This window comes from Flavitalea sp., assembly GCF_035489435.1.
Lineage (GTDB): Bacteria > Bacteroidota > Bacteroidia > Chitinophagales > Chitinophagaceae > DATHKG01.
Genome location: NZ_DATHKG010000099.1, coordinates 1 through 19231, shown reverse-complemented (window position 1 = coordinate 19231; position 19231 = coordinate 1). Strand labels below are relative to the sequence as shown.

Here is a 19231-nt window from a genome sequence, read left to right as displayed (position 1 = left end):
GCCGCTCATACAGCGCTACTTTGCTGCATTAAAGAGAATTGTGATATTTTCGCGGCAATCAAAGAGACCAGGGCATGAAGATTCATTTTTTTCTACGTTTTCGTACAAATCCGGGACAACGACTTTCTATATCGGGCAATATTAACGAATTGGGTGCTGATGTTCCGGAAAATGCGGTGCAATTAGAATATTTAAATAACGAATACTGGCACCTGGTTCTTGAGGCAGATCCGTCAGTTACTCCGAAGATTCATTACAGATATATATTAACCAATGAAGATGGATTCCAGGTGATGGAAGCCAATGATGAAAAAGGAATTGATCTCGGTAAGGCAGGCATTGAAGAAATTGAGCTGCATGATACCTGGAACCATGCCGGTGAATTTGAAAATGTTTTTTATGCGGATCCTTTTCAAAAAGTGTTGCTGAAAAAAGCCGAGAACCGCGGCAAATCAAAATCGGTTAAAAATTTCACACATATATTCAAGGTAAAGGCTCCCTTACTTGGTAAAAACGAAGTTCCTTGTATCGTTGGTAGTGATGCGTCCATGGCAAATTGGAACACATCAGCCCCGGTTTTACTAAATCCGGGAGATTCCTGGTGGAGCATTAAGCTTAATCTTCCCAGGGAAGCTTTTTATGTTACTTATAAATATGCTGTTTATAACACAAAAGATAAAAGCTTTGTGAGGTTTGAAGAGGGAACCGGCAGAACTTTGTTGGGAGATGGCGATCCAAGAAAACTTACCATTTGTCATGATGGCTTTATTCATCTGCCGAACAGTACCTGGAAAGGGGCGGGGGTATCTATACCCGTATTCAGTCTTCGCAGTAAAGATTCTTTTGGTGTAGGCGAATTCAATGATTTAAAATTACTGGCAGACTGGGCTAAAAAAACGAATCTCAAACTGATCCAGATCCTTCCGGTCAATGATACCACGGCTACGCACAGCTGGCTCGATACTTATCCATACGCCGCAATCTCAGCATTCGCATTACACCCTATGTATATAAACCTTGCAGACGTAGCTGGCAAGGAACATGCTCCTCTTCTCAATGCATTGAAGAAAAAACAAAAACAGCTTAATGAATTGCTGGAACTGGATTACGATGAGGTGGGAAAAATAAAAACTGCTATGTTGAAGGTGCTTTATGAAGCAAGGAAACATGAGCTGTCCACTGATACGGAATACAGTATTTTTTTTGAGACCAATAAACACTGGCTCATTCCATATGCTGCATTCTGTTATCTGCGTGATCGCAATGGTACATCAGATTTCAACAAATGGAAAGTCTATAGCAGGTATGATAAGGTTGCAATTGAAAAATATGTCTCGCGCAAAGCAAAACATTATGATAAAATAGCTGTTCATTATTTTATTCAATATCATTTGCATCTGCAGTTAAAAGCAGCGGCGGAATACCTGCATCGCCAGGGAGTAATACTTAAAGGAGATATTGCGATCGGTGTTTACAGATATGGCTGTGATGCCTGGATGGACCCTGAACAATACCATATGGATATGCAGGCCGGTGCACCGCCGGATGGATTTGCTGTGAAGGGTCAGAACTGGGGATTTCCGACCTATAACTGGGAAATAATGGCCGCAGGTAATTTCGATTGGTGGCAAAAGCGGTTCTTGCAGATGAGTGAATATTTTGATTCTTTCAGGATAGATCATATTCTTGGATTTTTCAGGATATGGAGTATCCCGATGAATGCAGTAGAAGGGATCATGGGCAAGTTTGTACCGGCGTTACCGGTTTATAAAATTGAGTTCAGTGAAAAAAATATCTGGTTCAATTTCGAAAGATATACCAGGCCATATATTACAGACGCCCTGCTCTGGGATATGTTTGGTCCGAACCGCGAAAAATTTAAAGAGTTTCTTCATCCAAATCCGGACGGCACTTATGAGCTCCGCGAAGGATTTAAAACGCAGCGGCAGGTTGAAACACATTTTGCAGGCCCTGAAATTACAAATGAAAACCTTCATATCAGGCAGGGATTGTATGATCTTATTTCAAATGTAATTTTGTTCGAAGAGCCTGGCTCCAATGGCGAACAGTTCCATTTCAGGTTCAGCATGGAGAAGACACTTTCATTCAGACATCTCGGCTGGGACACGCAGCAACAGTTAAAGGCTCTATATATAAATTACTTCTTCGAAAGGCAGGATAATTTCTGGATGAAAGAAGCAATGAAAAAACTGCCGGAATTGAAGCGTGCGACCAATATGCTGATTTGCGGTGAAGATCTTGGCCTGGTTCCACATTCAGTAGAAGAAGTAATGAAACAGTTAGGCATACTCAGTCTTGAAATACAAAGGATGCCAAAGGATATTAATAAGGAGTTTTTTCATCCCGGCGATGCACCATATCTTTCAGTGGTTACGCCATCTACACATGATATGAGTACAGTCCGTGGCTGGTGGGAAGAGGACCGTGCGAGAACACAACATTTCTATAATAACGAGCTTGGCCAATGGGGTGATGCACCTTATTTCTGCGAACCCTGGATCAATAAAGACATATTGTTACAGCATCTTTATTCACCCGCAATTTGGTCCATATTTCAACTGCAGGATATTCTTGGAATGAGTGCAACACTAAGGCGGGAGGATCCCCATGCAGAGCGAATCAATATTCCGGCAGTGCCAAGGCATTACTGGAACTATCGTATGCATATTTCTCTGGAACAATTACTGAAAGAAAAAGACTTTAATGATGAACTTGCCGGTTATATACAGGCCAGTGGTCGCTGATACCTTCAAACATTTATGAAATCGAATTATCATTCATTCAATCTTCCATTCGAGTACCCGTTTACAATATCAAGTGGCACAAAAACTCATCAGCCAACTTTAATAGTTTCACTGGAACATATGGGGAAGCTGGGTTATGGCGAAGCGCCAGCCATCTCGTACTATAATATTCCGGTTGAAAAAATGATTGAGGACTTTGAACGCAAAAGACAGATGATCGAAAAGTTTGCGTATACCAACCCGGAGCGGTACTGGCATTATCTCCATCATTTGTTCCCAATGAATAACTTCCTGGTTTGTGCGCTGGATATCGCATCCTGGGATATGTATGGTAAAATTTCCGGTAAACCGCTATACCAGCTTTGGGACCTGGATCCCGGGAAATCTCCCCTGACAGATTATACCATCGGCATTGATAGCATCGAAAAGATGGTAGAAAAAATGAACAGTAAACCCTGGCCGATTTACAAAATTAAGTTGGGTACTACTGAAGACATAGAGATTGTAAAAGCTTTGCGTAAGCATACCAGCGCTGTACTCCGCGTGGATGCCAACTCGGGCTGGACACTCGAGGAAGCATTGATTAAGATACCGCAGTTAAAAGAACTCGGTGTTGAGCTGGTAGAACAACCCCTGAACAAAGATAACTGGGACGGAATGAAGGTGCTCTTCCGTCAATCTCCATTGCCGCTGATTGCTGATGAATCATGCGTGATTGAATCGGATGTCGCAAGATGCCGTAATCATTTCCACGGCATTAATATCAAACTTACCAAATGCAGCGGTATAACTCCTGCAATACGTATGATTGAAGAAGCCAGGGAATTTGGTATGAAGGTTATGATTGGTTGCATGAATGAAAGTACTGTGGGCTCAGCCGCCATTGCTCACCTGGCACCACTTGCCGACCTGATCGATATGGACGGACCCCTGTTACTGTCACAAGATGTTGCCGACGGCCTCAGTATTATTAACGGAAAAATAGAAGTATCAGGTTACCCTGGACTTGGCATAAACTTAAGAGAGTTATGAATTATGAGTTATGAGTTATGAAACCAGTTATGAAATGATAACTGTTGTATTTCATAAATTCATAACTAATTCATAACTACTTTCATAATTCATAATTCATAACTCATATCTCTCTTGAACGAGATTTCAAAGACATTAAGACTGGCATTCCCGATTATCATTGGAGAGTTGGCACAAATGGCCCTGCATATTATTGATGCGGCGATGGTAGGTGCGATCAGTTATAAACAGCTCGCTGCAGCTGCACTTGTTGTTAATGCTATGAATATACCTTTTGTATTGGGAATTGGAATGACGATTTCTGTATCACAAATGGTTTCGCTTGCACATGGCCGGCAGGATGATAAGCAGGTTTCACATTACTTTTTTAATGGGTTTTGGCTATGCGCTCTCACTGCCCTGGTAATTTCCATGTCGCTGATATTTGGAAAAAATATCTTGTACCATCTTGGGCAGGATCCCGAAGTGGTTAAACTGTCGATACCATTTTTACAATTGATGGGTGTTTCTATCATCCCCATGTTATTGTTCATGACCCTGAAGCAGTTTACTGACGGGTTACAATTCACCCGCACGGCAATGATTCTATCCTTAACCGGTATGCCAATAAATATCCTCCTGAACTGGCTACTGATTTATGGTAACTGGGGTTTTCCACGTCTTGAACTGGTCGGGGCAGGCTGGGCCACATTGATAACACGTTCACTTATATTTTTAGTACTTGGGATTGTTGTGCTGAGGCATCATACTTTCAAGCCTTATATCAGTGACAGGAAAACCCAATGGAAGTTTCGTGGAAAAACAATACGTGAATTACTTTATATAGGCGTGCCCAGCAGCCTGCAGATTGGGATGGAGGCTGGTGCTTTCGCCGTTTCCGGTATTATCATCGGGACCATTGGTGCCGTAGCCCAGGCCGCACACCAGATAGCACTCAGCTGTGCATCATTTACTTTCATGGTATCTATGGGCCTTGCGCAGGCTTCATCTATAAGAGTTAGTAATGCATTCGGATCGCTGAACTGGCCCAAAATAGGAGTAATTGGCAAAAGCACTCTTTGGACCGCTCTTATTTATGGTATTCTTTGTGCGATCGGCTTTACTTTGCTAAGGTACCAACTACCTAAGCTTTTTAATGACAACGGGATGGTCCTGGAGATGGCAGCCCTGCTTCTGTTGTTTGCAGCCATATTCCAGATATCCGACAGCACACAGGCGATCGGTGCGGGCTTGCTTCGTGGAATCAAGGACGTTAGGGTGCCTACCATCCTTATTGGAATTGCTTACTGGGTCGTAGGTCTGCCGATCGGATATGTGCTTGCTTTCAACTTCAAACTGGGCCCAAGTGGTATTTGGCTCGGACTAATTACCGGGCTAACACTGAGTTCATTATTCCTGCTCTGGCGATTTTTGAAAATTACAAAAAAGAATTCAAGGGTCAGGTAGTGTCTATAGGTCAGAAAGTATCTAGAAATCAGGTAGTATCTATAGGTCAGAAAGTATCTACAAATCAGGTAGTATCTATAGGTCAGGTAGTATTTATTGTCCCGCACCAGGTAACCACCTGGCACATTTCGTGTAAGCTGATTTAAAAGCAAATAAGTTTAATAATGACACTGTGAACTCAATAACAAATATCAGTAACAAATAAGAGAAAAATGTTACCGTGCAACTCATTGATATACTCATGAGTGGATATACTCATTAGTGGATATACTCATTAGTGGATATAACTCATGAGTGGCACGGCATCATATAGTTTTGTTAGTGAAATTAGTTGTTCTTGTATAGTTATGTTATTGAAATTAGTTGTTCTTGTGTTTTTCCATATGTGCCTTCATCTTGTCATAGTCCGGACTCATAAGCAGGCCGACGTTGAAGGCCAGCCCCCTGTTATGCATTTTTTGTGAAGTCAAATCATTAACATTTGTGAGACCATGGTAATATGCACCTTCTGCGCTCAGCCATACGGTTTCTTTAAGGCGTACATTCACACCCGCAGCTCCAGTCAAACCAAAATCCCAGGTTTTAACCATGTTTTTGGATTTCTCATCAGGCATACTTTCAAGTCCACCATCCTTTAATTTTGATTTACCCCCGGCATAAATCGCTATCGAAGGTCCGGCACTGATTTTAGGTCTCACCCGGCTGCCTTTTTCGCCAAAAAAGTAAACACCCTGAAGTGCATGTCTAAGGTAATTTACGCGCAAAACCCGTTTAGCATCGTCCTGGTCTCTGCCATAGGTACCTCCTTCAGAAGAAAATTTAATATCGGAACTGATGCCCCAATTCGGATGCATACTCGCAACCATTCGCATACCAAAACTATAGGCCACATGCATTTCTTTCTTATCATAACCTGAGGCAAAGTTGTCGCCGTTGCTCAACCAGCTGTTGCCAATAGAAGCAGTATGACCGAATGTAACCGTTTTCTGAGCAGTTGCTGCGAAGGTCATCGCCATCGGCAGCAGGAACAAGCCTAATTTTTTCATCTTCTTCAGTATTTAACAAGTGGCTTTTAAAAAATCATGCCATGTGGGCGTTCACCCGGTTCTTCACTCCACCGGATGGGCCTGAGGTTGGGTTGATTTGCCACTGTGATTCCTGCTTAGTCTGTTTGCTCAGGCTGGTGGCGGCTGTTGTCTCCGGTCAGCTTCTTGTGTCTTGATCGGCTTTGTTAGTTATGCTTTCAGCGGTAGCTGGTATTGGGCCCTGATTGGCTTTAGTAACTCCGTCCAGGAATCGAAGGCAAATCAAACCAACCTCAGGCCCATCCTTCACGTTCTAACCTTCGCTCACTTGGGGGTTTTATGCGACTAGCACAACTAAATTTATCATTCACAAATCTGATTTGCACTCGAATGCATGAGGAGTATTAGCATTAACTCAATGGCAATATATTCCCAGGAAATTTCAGGCAACTTGAGTCAATCTGTTAAGCGAGGGTGCAACCCTGGTTGGTAGCCAGGAACTTTATTTAGTAAGTCATAACTCCAGGGTAATATCTGAAAGAGCATATCCAACACAGGTCAGTATCAGCCCGCTGGCTACTTCCTGGTCTGTAAGTACATCATTGTGTTTCATCTTAACTTCTCCTTCAACGCATTTGACAACGCAGCTTCCACAGATGCCAGCCTTACAACTATATGATATATTTACCTGGTGAGATAAAGCAGCTTCTAGAATTGTTTGAGGAAACCTTACCGGTATCATCCTGGCGGGTTTTTGCATGGATAGCAGTATTGACCGGGGAGCAGGATCAATAACAAAAGAAGGAGGTGGTAACCTGGGTACATCAAAAATTTCCTTCTTCACCTGTTCAGGTAAAAACCCCATTTGCCTGACAGTGAACTCTGCCATTCTCATAAAAGAAAGCGGTCCGCAGATATAGAACAAAGTATTGTTCCTGCTGAAATTAATCTCGTCCAGGATAAACTCTTCAAGAATTTCATTATTTAATCTTCTTGATGGTTTATGCACATCCAGAGGCCTGCTCAGGTAATTTATGAATTTGAAATTGCTGCTATATTCATTCTCCAGCAGATGAAGGGAATCATTAAAGATGACAGCCTGTTCATTTCTATTCTGTAAAATTAGCCTGACCGAATTTGCAGATTTAGTCTTCAGGATTTGTTTTAACAATGAATATACAGGAGTTACCCCGCTGCCCGCAGCAATTAAAAAAATATCATGGGCATCAGCAGGATCAGCTTCATAAGTGAAACGACCCTTAGGCTCAAGCGCAATCAAAGTAGAACCGGGAACAAGTGTCCGGAAAAGGTATCTTGATACTTCTCCGTTAGTAACCTGCTTAATTGTGAATGCAGTGTAGTTATCATAGGCAGGGGCAGTGCTCAATGAATAAGAGCGACGCAGCTCCCTTCCATCACGGTTAATCATGATCGTTATGAACTGTCCTGCCTTATAATCAAACTTTAAGTCTCCGGTCGGCTCAAAAATATATGTTTTTGTTTCTGGAGTTTCTTCTATAACCCGTTTAATGATCAGCGCAACCATATGGGAAGAGAGTTATGTATACGAGTTATGAATTATGAATTATGAGTGAGTTATGAGTGAGTTATGAGTGAAGTATGAGTTATGAATTTGAGCTATATATTACTTTCTGTATTTAACTTTCATAATTCATAACTCATAATTCATAACTCTCTTAAAGTATTTTTATTACGGTTCTTCCCATATTCTTGCCTTCAAGCATTGTTTCAATGTGATTTGTAGCAAGTTCTTCGAGTTTGATTTCCTTGACAATTGCAGGGAATTTATCTTTAATATTCCAGTCTTCTTCGAGGAGTTTCCAGATTTTTTTCCGGGTGGTCATATTCATTCCTGCAGAACCAACACCAGCGAGATTTACCCCGTTCAATATAAATGGATAGATAGTTGTTGTTAATGCATGCGATTGCACCATACCTGTACTAACTATAGTTCCTTCCGGCCCGCAGGCTTTCAGCAACATACTGAGCGTTATTCCACCAACAGTATCAATTGCTCCGGCCCATTTTGTTTTTAGCAAGGATTTACCGGAATGATCTTCTAAAAATGCGCGGCTTTCAACACGGGATGCACCCAGGTGTTTTAAATAATCCTCGGCATTGGATTTTCCGGTCACGGCAATTACTTCATAACCTGCTTTGGAAAGGAGGGCAATGGCTAAACTTCCCACACCGCCGGTTGAGCCGGTAACAATGATGGGTCCCATAGACGGATCCTGGTGAAGGGCCTGCATCTTATAAAGTGCAACAGCGGCAGTATAACCTGCCGTGCCCAGGCTCATACAGTCTTTAAGCGTAAGTGTACGGGGTCTTGGTACAACCCAATCAGCTGGAACCCTGATGTATTCAGCAAAACCGCCATCGGTATTCATGCCAAGATCATATCCTGTAACGATTACTTCATCATCAGCAGCGAAAGCAGCATTTTTACTCATCTCTACAATACCACCCGCATCTATACCCGGGGTATGAGGAAATTGTTTCGTGATGCCTTTGTGCCCATTGGCTGACATCGCATCTTTATAGTTAAGTGAAGAGTATTGTACTTTAACCAGTACCTCGCCGATCGGGAGATCATCAAGTTCCCGTTGAATAATTGACCTTTCAATTTTGCCATCTTTATTTTCAGTGATCCGAAGCGCTTTGAATGACATGTTTAGGTGATGATTAGGTGAGGTAGCGATTATTAATTCTTAGTTACGTTTATTTTGTTTCACAATAATGTACGAATTTTCAGAATAAGGTACGAACTCCGTGCGCGAATTTTTTCTCATGTTCAATTAACCATCTTTTGCGCCATAGGCCGCCTGCATATCCTACCAGGTCGCCTGAGCTTCCAATTACCCTATGGCAGGGGATGATTATAGCAATATTGTTTCTTCCGTTTGCTGCAGCTGCAGCCCGTATTACTTTTTGATCACCTAATTGCCTGGCAAGTGAAAGGTAACTGATGGTATCACCGTAACGGATAACCGATAATTGTTGCCAGACTTTTTGTTGAAAACCGGTTCCCTGCTGGTCAACCCTGATATCAAAATGCTTTAGATTGCCTTTGAAGTATTCCAGCAGTTGCCTCCTGCATTCAACAATCAAATCAAATGCCGGCCCTGCAGTATTATCAGCCAGTTCAATTTCAGCATCTTCCAGGAAATGGACTTCATTTATCGCCTGTGTTGTGCCTCTGATACGGATTGTGCCCAGGGGCGAGTCAAGGTATAATGATGCAATTTGCAAGCCGGGTTCAGTACTCATGCAGGGATGTTTTGAAAGCCTTGTAAAGCCTTGTAAAGCTAACTCATTCCTGACGAAGGTATAAATCTGCAATACTGCTATGATACTGCCATGATCCTGAATGATTATGTACGATCCTGGCAGATTTTTTTACTAAAAGATTTTGTGTAACTTCATCATCCTCCGCGCCTTATTATTGTATTTCAAATTACTCAAATCAATTATAAAAAATATAAGTTTTATGAAAAGAACAGCAACAGCCGTATGGAATGGTTCCGGAAAAGAAGGAAAAGGATATCTTACAACACAAAGCACCACTTTAAATCAAACCCAGTATTCATTTAAGTCAAGGTTTGAAGAAGGTGTGGGAACAAATCCTGAGGAGTTAATTGGTGCTGCGCATGCCGGATGTTTTACAATGAAGTTAAGTTTCGTACTGGGCGAGGCTGGTTTTACACCCGAATCTATTGAAACAACCTCAACTATCACACTGGACAACGGGGTTATCACTGCCTCAGACCTGGTAGTGAAAGCAAAGGTTCCAGGAATTTCACCAGAGCAATTTCAGACTGCTGCCGATAATGCTAAAGCTAATTGTCCTGTGAGTAAAGTATTGAATGCTGCCATTTCTATGAAAGCTGAGTTGCTTTAAAGCTGAGTTGTATTAAAGCTGAGTTGTATTAAAGCTGAGTTGCACTAAAGAACCCAGGTTTTTTCATTTTATTAAATTCATCCGATGTATTCTCCAAGAAGAAAATTCATCCGGAATGCCACGATTGCTGCTGCCGGTTTTTATATTGTTCCCCGCCATGTACTCGGCAGGGGACATATCGCTCCAAGCGATAAACTGAATATTGCAGGTATAGGTGCCGGAGGAAAAGCTGAGGTAAACCTGCCATTTGCATATAATAATGGCAGTGATAATATTGTCACGCTTTGCGATGTTGACGACCGGCAATCAGTTAATGCGAGGAAGCGATGGCCCAAGGCCACTTATTACAAGGATTTCAGGCAGATGCTTGAAAAGGAGCAAAAAAATATTGATGCTGTCATTATAACTACGCCAGATCATATGCATTTCGTTCAGGCCATGGCAGCAATGCAACTTAAAAAACATGTTTACCTGGAAAAACCACTTACACATGATATATATGAGGCACGCCAGCTCACAAAGGCTGCAGCTCAGTATAAACTCGTGACCCAAATGGGCAACCAGGGCAGTAGTGGAGACGATACCAGGAATGTTGAAACCTGGATCCAGGCCGGAGTAATCGGGGATGTAAAAAAAGTGCATGTCTGGACCAACCGCCCGACCTGGCCTCAGGGAGTAAGCGTGCCGCCGGGCAAGCTTGCACCGCCACCGGAGCTTGATTGGAATCTCTGGCTTGGAACGGCCCCTGAAAGAGAATACAATCCCGCATTTCTTCCCGCTATCTGGAGAGGCTGGACTGATTTTGGAACCGGGTCGCTCGGAGATATGGGTTGTCATTTCATAGATGTTCCATACCGGGCATTGAAGCTGGGATACCCGGTTTCTGTTGAATGTAATGTAGGCAGCGTATATACCGGATTTTTCCAGCAGTTTATCTCCCATGACAGCTATCCGCCTTCGTCTGTTACCTATATTGATTTTCCAGCCCGTGGTTCAATGCCAGCTGTTCAGATGATCTGGTATGATGGCGGAATGAAGCCTCCAAGACCTGTCGAACTTGGGCCTGAAGACAAGATGGGCGAGGAGGATGGTGGAATTATTTTCGAGGGCTCCAAAGGAAAACTCATGGCAGGCCTTTTCGGACGTAAACCAACTTTGCTTCCATTGTCAAAAATGGCGGAGATCTCATTGCCAAAATCAGCTTTCCCGTTTGTAGAAAATGGGGTTGACGGTCATCAGCAACAATGGGTGAAGGCCTGCAAAAAGGGCTATGGTGCATATACCAGCTCGTCATTCGACAAAAGTGGTCCGCTTACTGAAACTGTATTGATGGGCAATCTTGCCGTCAGAAGTTACAACTATAGCGAGAACGGTACCAACGGAAATAAGTTTTATCCAGGACGTAAGAAGTTATTATGGGATGGAGAAAAAATGCGTATCACAAACTTTGAACCGGCAAATCAGTTTGTGCAAAGAAATTACCGGGGCGAATGGAAATCCGGATTTTAAATTTCAGTGCACACGCAACCAAAGTATTAATTTTTACGCCTGTACTTTAATTTGGAAATATCGTTTCTTGACGTAAATTGGCACGTGCTAAAACGATTTTTCAACTTTTAATTGATCACAAAACTCTCATTAAACAAAATAAGTTTTTCATTATGAAAAAGAAGCAGATGGCCGCTAGCAGCCGCAGAAAGTTCATACAAAGTTCTTCACTTGCAGCAGCCGGTTTTTTTATTGTGCCGAGGCATGTACTGGGCCGCGGCCATGTGGCACCCAGTGATAAATTGAATATTGCCGGTATTGGTGTTGGGGGAAAGGGATGGAGTGATCTTTCAGAGTTTGCAAAAAGTCCAAATGTAAATATCGTTGCACTTGCGGATGTAGATGACCGCCAGGCTGACAAGGCCAGGAAAAAATGGCCAAATGCAAAATACTATAAGGACTACCGCGAGATGCTGGCAAAAGAAAACAAAACATTTGATGCCTGTTCCATTTCAACTCCGGATAACGTACATGCTGTTGCAACCACAGCTGCCATGTCACTTGGAAAACACGTTTATACCCAGAAACCTTTAACGCATGATATTTATGAAGCGAGAATGGTTACTGAAGCAGCGAAAAAATATAAAGTAGTTACCCAGATGGGCAACCAGGGAGGTAGCGGCGATGGTGTACGTCTTACAAAAGAAATGATTGATGCAGGACTTATTGGTGATGTGTTCAAGGTTGAAACCTGGACCAACCGCCCGGTATGGCCACAGGGCAATCCTACACCGTCGGGTGAATTTGCGGTACCAGGTGAATTAAACTGGGACCTCTGGCAGGGACCTGCTAAATCAATTCCTTTCAATCCAAATTATCTGCCATTTAACTGGCGCGGATGGTGGGCTTATGGTACCGGTGCATTAGGCGATATGGCCTGTCACATCATGGACCCGGTTTTCCGTTGTTTGCCGATTGATTACCCCACTTCAGTAGAAGCAAGTGTTGCAACAATTTGGAGAGAAATGTGGAACGATTCTGTAAACCAGGATAGCTGTCCCGCTTCTTCAATGATTCACCTGACTTACCCGAGAAAAGATGGCAAAGGGGATGTAAAGGTTACCTGGATGGATGGCGGATTGCTTCCACAACGCCCGGATGAAATGTTGCCTGATGAAAAAATGGGTAACTGGGATGGTGGAGTTATTTTCCACGGCACCAAAGGAAAACTGATGGCAGATTGTTATGGCGCAAACCCACGCTTACTGCCAACGGCAAAAATGAAAGAGATCACAATGCCAAAACAAACCATCAAACGTGTACCTGAAGGTCACTACCTCCAATGGGTAAACGCTTGTATCGCTGGTTATGGTAAAGGTGAAACAAGTTCACCTTTTGAATACGCCGGACCATTTACAGAATCAATACTTATAGGAAACCTGGCTATCCGTAGCTTCTTCCTGAAAAATCCAAACGGTAAAGGTTGGGATGATAAATATCTTGGCAGAAAGAAATTGCTCTGGGATGCAAAAAATATGAAGATCACGAACTTTGATGAAGCTAATGCTTTTGTGAAGAGAGACTATCGTGAAGGCTGGAAGATGACGCTCTGATGATTGTTTGTATGTCAAAAAAAAATGAAGCCAACCGGCTTCATTTTTTTTTGACATATTCTAACCCAATTTTTTAACTTCTTAATCTTTTATGCTGAAAATCAGCGGGATCAGGACTTTAAGGAACGGCTCAATTATGTAAACATCAATCGAACGCGTTGTCCTCTTCAGTCTCGACTATCAGGCTTGCAAGCGCTATCAGTTCCTGTTTTTTATAGGCATTTTTTTCATCGTCAAAACATTTACTGAATTCCTCAAGTAAGGTCTGAATTATTCTTTTGTTTGACAACGGTTTAAAATAGCTGGCCACCTGTGGCACATTTATCTTTTTGAAATAACTGTCAACATCAGCATGGGTGAAGACCTGGCCGCTGGTCGGATCAATAAAAAATTCTGTTTTGTAGAGCGGATTTTCAGTATGCCTTGTGAAATCATAATCAGGTTTAAAATATCCCAGTACAAAATGTCTTGGAATGTTGACGGCGCGGATGGGTACGTCCAGCAATTCGCTGAGTATTAAATAAAGGATTCCATTTGCAATGGTGTTCCCTCTTTTTGCTTCCAGTTGTTTATTAATCAGGAAATCTTCTGTCTGCTGATAACCAACCTCAGAACCCTTAAGATTATAATAATTGTAGAGTATGCTGGTTAGTACATGAACCTGCTCAAGTGGTGTGAGATAACTGTTCAGTTCAAGCCAGGTATTCCGCCGGAGCTTTTCAACTTCCTGATAAATTGAGGCAGTGGTTAGTTCGGGGTATTGAAACCTCGCCACGAGGATAGCTCCCGTGAGAAGGTCCTGGTGGCTGTTTTTGTTCCATTGGGTCAGTTCTTCCGTCAGGTCCTGGTAATGCAGGCGATGAATCAAGAGCTCAATTCTTTCCTGCACTTCCCCACTGATGGTATTCTCCCACAGATTCTCCAGGTTAGGAATGATTCCTTTTCCATAATCAATGATGCGGGTTGAAACCACTTTGAAGACCTCCTCGTCGGGATCGTCTATCAGGTGAAACAATGCAGAAATTTCTTTGTTCTCTTCCATTGGATGAATATGATTGGAATTTTTTTATTGAGCTTACTTGTGCCGTCAATTTCGTCGAATGGAGAAACATTATGTAAAAATGTTTTCCACAAATACCTTAAGAATGTTCATTAAAATATTATAATACGAAAATGATACCACCAATTGATGAAACCAGCTTTCTTTTTTCAAATTATGGCGCAAAATCTGAGCTAAGCGAAAGATGGGTGTTGAAAAAGTTTACCAGCAACTGTTGCTCCTTTAGCTTTATCACCCGTTTTGGTATCACGATGGCGTGGTACGAATTGGTATAAAGATAGTAGCAAAGTTTTGTTTCCGCTTTTCGCACTATGGCCTCCCAGCCATACCTGCTTTCACTAACAGTGTCACGGTCAAGTATTCCGTTCTCACTAAGCGTTACCTCCGACTCGTTAAGAACATGCTGATTTTCCGGTTGAGCCAGAGTTCTCTTTACTCTCATCCGGATAGATCTTTTTACCAGGAACGGTACCATCAGAAAATAGATGGTGCCAATAGTTACAAATACACTGGAATCAAGCAGCAGGGTATGCGAACTGTTAACTGTTATATAGAGTCCTGCAACAGCAAAATAAAGAATCATTACCTGCAAATAATATTTCAGGCGGTAACTTTTTTTATCCGGTGAGGTCCAGGCTGTGAAATAATTGTAGTCCAGGTATTCCTCTTCCGTAAGATGATATTTTAATACAAGCATGTTCACAGGTTATAGATTGCGCAGCCGCAGTTTCTATAACGAAAATGAAAGTGGTTTCTATATATCGCGATGATAACTAGCTCGTTTTCTTTTTCCTGTAGGATTTCTTGGGTGGGTTCGCCTTTCCCTCTTCTATCAGTTTTTGAACATCCTCGATAGTGAGGTCCGCTGCCGTTTCCTGTTTATCCTTGGGTATCTTAAAATTTCTCAGACCCTGTTTTATATACGGACCATAAGGGCCCCTTAATAACTGGATCTTTTCTTTTTCAAAAATCTTGATTGTACTTTTCTCCTTGGCGTCCCTTTTTTCAACAATTATCGGTTGAGCTTCTTCGAAACTAATGGTATAGGGATCAAAGTCTTTCCCGAGTGAATAAAACTTTTTATCGTGAGCGATATATGGTCCGAATCTTCCAATATTAATTACTACATCCTGTTCCTCAAACTGACCAATGGTTCTTGGCAATTTAAACAATTCCATCGCCTCATCATAAGAAATGGTTTCGATGCTTTGGGTGTTCTTTAGTTTTGCAAACTTTGGCTTTTCTTCGTCGGCAACATCTCCAATCTGAACCATAGGGCCATATCTTCCCATCCTGGCCAATACTTTTTTGCCCGATACCGGTTCAATTCCAAGTTCCCTTTCACCTTTGATCCGCTCAGCATTCTCGATCGTATTTTCAACATCCTTTTTAAAAGGAAGATAAAAATCATCGATCATTTTATTCCACTTCAGTTTCCCGTTCGCAACTTCATCAAACTCCTGTTCGATGCGCGCCGTGAAACTGTAATCCATGATATCGTCGAAATATTGTTTCAAAAAATCCGTCACTACCAATCCAAGATCGGTTGGAAAAAGTTTCGATTTTTCCGCCCCGGTATTTTCCTGTTCGGTGACCCTGGAAATTTTATCGTCTGCAAGTTTCAGTACCCTGAAATCCCTTTTTACACCTTCCTTATCCCTTTTCTCAACATAACCTCTTTTCAGAATGGTTGAGATGGTCGGAGCATAAGTAGACGGACGACCTATGCCAAGTTCTTCCAGTTTCTTTACAAGTGATGCCTCTGTGTAACGGGGGAGCGGACGGCTGAAACGTTCAGTTGCCTTCAATTCACGTAAAGGAAGATCCTGTTTTACTTTCAAAGGTGGCAAAATTCCTTCCTGGTCATCTTCTTCTGTCATTTCCTCTTCGTCCTTATCTTCCATATAGACTTTCAGGAACCCGTCGAATTTCAATACTTCTCCGGAAGCAGTCAGTTCTTCTTTATTTGTTGAAATATTAATCCGGGCGGTGGTTTTCTCAAGCTCTGCATCAGCCATCTGGGAAGCCATTGTTCTTTTCCAGATCAGCTCATATAATTTACGGGAGTCAGCATCTTCTGAAGAATTGTTCTCCATATAGGTGGGGCGAATGGCTTCATGCGCCTCCTGTGCTGATTCATTTTTGTTCTTGAATTTTCTTAGCTGTACATATTTATCACCGTATTGCGAGCTTACCTGGGTTTTGATCGCTTCGGTGGCTGTCTCACTCAGGCTCACACTATCAGTACGCATGTAAGTGATCTTACCACTTTCATACAGCTTCTGGGCAAGGATCATTGTACGACTGACAGAATACCCTAGCTTCCGGCTGGCTTCCTGTTGCAAGGTCGAAGTCGTGAATGGAGCAGGTGGTGTTTTTTTACCGGGCTTAACCTGTATGTCAGTAACCGTATAGCTGGCCCCTATACAGGATTGCAGAAATTTTTCAGCACCTTCAACATCCGCATGTTTTTTCCCTTCTGCCTTAAAACTGACCTGTTTATTATTAATATCATTGGCAGAAAATATAGCTTCGATCCTGAAATTACTAACGGGAGTGAAAGCATTGATCTCTCTTTCCCGTTCAGCTATGATGCGAACTGCAACACTTTGAACCCTGCCTGCGCTGAGATTATTTTTCATGCTCATCTTGCGCCAAAGCACTGGACTGAGCTCAAATCCCACAATGCGGTCAAGTATCCTGCGTGCCTGTTGGGCATTCACCAGGTTCATATCCACTGTTCTTGGTTTTTGAACCGCAGCTTGAATAGCAGGCTTGGTGATTTCATGGAAAACGATCCTTTTTGTTGTGACAGGATCCAGGCCAAGTACCTCGCAAAGATGCCAGCTAATTGCTTCTCCTTCGCGGTCCTCATCCGTTGCCAGCCATACTTCGCCGGATTTCTTTGCAAATCCTTTCAGTTCCTTAACCACTTTTTCTTTTTCTTCAGGAACGATATATCGCGGTTGGTACTGATTGTTAACGTCGATGCCCATATCACCTTTTTCAAGGTCGCGAATGTGGCCGTAACAGCTTTTTACCTCGAAATCCTCACCCAGGATTTTTTCGATGGTTTTGGCTTTCGCAGGAGATTCGACTATCAATAAATTCTTCGCCATACTACAAATATCAGGTTTAAATCACGCCTCTTGGCGTGCAAGTTTAATCTATAACCACCAAACTAAAAAATACAGCAACTCCTGAACCGCCGTGTTTTAACCCCTGGCGACCCATTTATTTGCTTTGATAATCATGATGTTTGCATCAAAGCAGATTGACTGAAAACCTTTTAATTGTGTGGAAAACAGGTAATTTTCGCCTTTTATTGACGAGGCGGATCCGGGGATAATGAGTTAACAATTATTTCTGGTTTCAGATACAATGCCGGGAGTTGATCCCCGTTTTAATATCTCTCCACTTCAACTAACCGATCAAGACAACCTAATTTACTTAACGTAAATATTTAACTATGTCTGCTAATCAACCAGGTCAGGACGATGGTTTGTATTCTTATGACTCTTTCGGAGTGAGCAAAAAACAATCGGATACCTCTTTCTTATGGTGGTGCGCCGGGGCCCATCAAAAGCTTCTAAAGCAATTTCCTTCAGAACATAGTAAGTATAGCGGGCTGGGTGGAGTAGTGCTGGCCACTTTCGTACTTGCGTCTTTGTCATCCGGTTATGCGGTTTACAGCATTTTCGGCAACATCTGGTGGACAATATTTTTCGGACTCGTATGGGGGCTTATTATTTTCAACCTTGACCGTTTCCTGGTCTCGACAATGCGGAAATACGGTGTTTCCCGTCGTAAACAATTTTGGATGACAGCTCCAAGGCTTTTGCTGGCACTGTTGATTGGCCTCACTATTGCCCGGCCGCTGGAGCTCAAAATCTTTGAAAAAGAGATTGATGTGAAGGTTATCGAAAACATTCATACCAAAATGCAGCTGAACGACTCCCTGCTGCAACTTGAAAATGTGAAATCGATGGCGGCTGCACAGCTGGAAAGAGACAGGCTGGTAACCCGCAAAACCGCGCTGGAAGACACGCTTCACCAGTTAAGACAATCTTATGTACAGGAAGCAGATGGAACAGGTGGATCAATGAACCGCGGGATAGAAAATCTGACCAGGCTTAAAATGAATGTGTATAATAATGCAAGGCTGCAGTTCGAGCCGGAACTTATCAGTCTTGCTGCAGGTATAAGATCCCAGGATAGTCTTCTCAATTCTTCCCGTGCATCTCTTGAAGAAAAAAGAAAGGAGTACGAAAAATCGGCCCAGGCCAATGTCGGGTTCCTGGAAAGAAATAAAGCTTTATCTGATCTTGTGGATGAAGAAAGCAGTGTGTTCTGGGCAACCCTGATGATTTCTTTGCTTATTATTCTTATCGAGATTGGACCCATACTGGCAAAACTGATCATGCCACTCGGACCTTATGATATTGCCCTCGCCAAAGAAGAGTTGATGCAAATGTCAGCTTCTGAAACTGAAATGAGAAGGGACAAAGAACTCACCAATGAAAAAAAGAAAAACTTCTATCGCCGGCAAAAGGAAATGTCTGACGAACTCACCGATAAGATGACGGCCTTACAGAAAAAAAATATAGACGATGAACTGGAAAAATGGGAGCGGGGAGACTGGAACCCCAAAGACCATAGGTCATCAATGGATGAGGTAATGCGCAAGTTGAGGGAAAGATACCAACTCGACGATGACAATCTTATTTAAGTTAAGAGTTTTAGTGGTGAGTCTTCGATCGGTTTCATCGATATCACCTTATTAATAACTTTGTGAAAAAGCCACATGCAGTGATACCATTTACCCCAATGGACCTTTTGAGTTCACTGGTGAGTCTGGTACTGTATGGCCCTTTTCATTA

At 42.5% G+C, this 19231-nt stretch carries 14 protein-coding genes; 7 read left to right on the top strand and 7 right to left on the bottom strand.

What is annotated here, in order from left to right; genetic code table 11:
* The first annotated feature begins 74 nt into the window (after window positions 1–74).
* The 3 genes from VK664_RS16410 to VK664_RS16400 all read left to right on the top strand — a co-directional run bounded on the left by VK664_RS16410 (window position 75) and on the right by VK664_RS16400 (window position 5243).
* Window positions 75–2765 (top strand): 4-alpha-glucanotransferase, encoded by a 2691-nt coding sequence (locus VK664_RS16410; protein WP_461399771.1) that lies wholly within the window; start codon window positions 75–77, stop codon window positions 2763–2765.
* 15 nt (window positions 2766–2780) lie between these two features.
* Entirely contained in the window at window positions 2781–3797 is a 1017-nt protein-coding gene (locus VK664_RS16405; RefSeq protein WP_461399770.1) for a dipeptide epimerase, read from the top strand.
* Window positions 3798–3911: 114 nt separating this feature from the next.
* Window positions 3912–5243: an MATE family efflux transporter gene (locus VK664_RS16400; RefSeq protein ID WP_461399769.1), complete on the top strand. Its 1332-nt coding sequence runs from the start codon at window positions 3912–3914 to the stop codon at window positions 5241–5243.
* A gap of 359 nt (window positions 5244–5602) precedes the next feature.
* Here VK664_RS16400 and VK664_RS16395 read toward each other — a convergent pair whose 3' ends face one another.
* The 4 genes from VK664_RS16395 to VK664_RS16380 form a co-directional block, all read right to left on the bottom strand.
* Complete coding sequence (locus VK664_RS16395) at window positions 5603–6289, bottom strand: porin family protein (protein ID WP_461399768.1); 687 nt, start codon at window positions 6287–6289, stop codon at window positions 5603–5605.
* Window positions 6290–6782: 493 nt separating this feature from the next.
* Window positions 6783–7814: a 2Fe-2S iron-sulfur cluster-binding protein gene (locus VK664_RS16390; protein WP_461399767.1), complete on the bottom strand. Its 1032-nt coding sequence runs from the start codon at window positions 7812–7814 to the stop codon at window positions 6783–6785.
* A 151-nt stretch (window positions 7815–7965) separates the two neighbouring features.
* Entirely contained in the window at window positions 7966–8961 is a 996-nt protein-coding gene (locus VK664_RS16385) for a YhdH/YhfP family quinone oxidoreductase (protein WP_461399766.1), read from the bottom strand.
* Between the two features lie 79 nt (window positions 8962–9040).
* Window positions 9041–9559 (bottom strand): methylated-DNA--[protein]-cysteine S-methyltransferase, encoded by a 519-nt coding sequence (locus tag VK664_RS16380; protein WP_461399765.1) that lies wholly within the window; start codon window positions 9557–9559, stop codon window positions 9041–9043.
* Between the two features lie 220 nt (window positions 9560–9779).
* Between VK664_RS16380 and VK664_RS16375 the strand changes: the two genes are divergently transcribed.
* The 3 genes from VK664_RS16375 (at window position 9780) to VK664_RS16365 (ending at window position 13291) form a co-directional block, all read left to right on the top strand.
* Window positions 9780–10190 (top strand): OsmC family protein, encoded by a 411-nt coding sequence (locus VK664_RS16375; RefSeq protein ID WP_461399764.1) that lies wholly within the window; start codon window positions 9780–9782, stop codon window positions 10188–10190.
* Between the two features lie 84 nt (window positions 10191–10274).
* Window positions 10275–11699: a Gfo/Idh/MocA family oxidoreductase gene (locus VK664_RS16370; RefSeq protein ID WP_461399763.1), complete on the top strand. Its 1425-nt coding sequence runs from the start codon at window positions 10275–10277 to the stop codon at window positions 11697–11699.
* Between the two features lie 152 nt (window positions 11700–11851).
* The gene (locus VK664_RS16365) at window positions 11852–13291 is read left to right on the top strand and encodes a Gfo/Idh/MocA family protein (protein ID WP_461399762.1); all 1440 of its coding nucleotides are present in this window, start codon (window positions 11852–11854) and stop codon (window positions 13289–13291) included.
* A 145-nt stretch (window positions 13292–13436) separates the two neighbouring features.
* Here the strand turns inward: VK664_RS16365 and VK664_RS16360 are convergent, their stop codons facing one another.
* From VK664_RS16360 to topA, 3 genes are all read right to left on the bottom strand, one after another.
* Window positions 13437–14333 (bottom strand): transglutaminase family protein, encoded by an 897-nt coding sequence (locus tag VK664_RS16360; RefSeq protein ID WP_461399761.1) that lies wholly within the window; start codon window positions 14331–14333, stop codon window positions 13437–13439.
* Window positions 14334–14505: 172 nt separating this feature from the next.
* Window positions 14506–15048 carry a YcxB family protein gene (locus VK664_RS16355; protein WP_461399760.1) on the bottom strand — a complete coding sequence of 181 codons (543 nt, stop codon included), beginning with the start codon at window positions 15046–15048 and terminating at the stop codon, window positions 14506–14508.
* 76 nt (window positions 15049–15124) lie between these two features.
* A complete protein-coding gene (gene topA, locus VK664_RS16350) occupies window positions 15125–17470 on the bottom strand; it encodes a type I DNA topoisomerase (RefSeq protein WP_461399759.1) in 2346 nt (781 codons plus the stop codon).
* Between the two features lie 350 nt (window positions 17471–17820).
* On the opposite strand from topA, the gene VK664_RS16345 reads away from it, so the two are divergent.
* Window positions 17821–19080 (top strand): DUF4407 domain-containing protein, encoded by a 1260-nt coding sequence (locus VK664_RS16345; protein ID WP_461399758.1) that lies wholly within the window; start codon window positions 17821–17823, stop codon window positions 19078–19080.
* Window positions 19081–19231 lie beyond the last annotated feature (151 nt).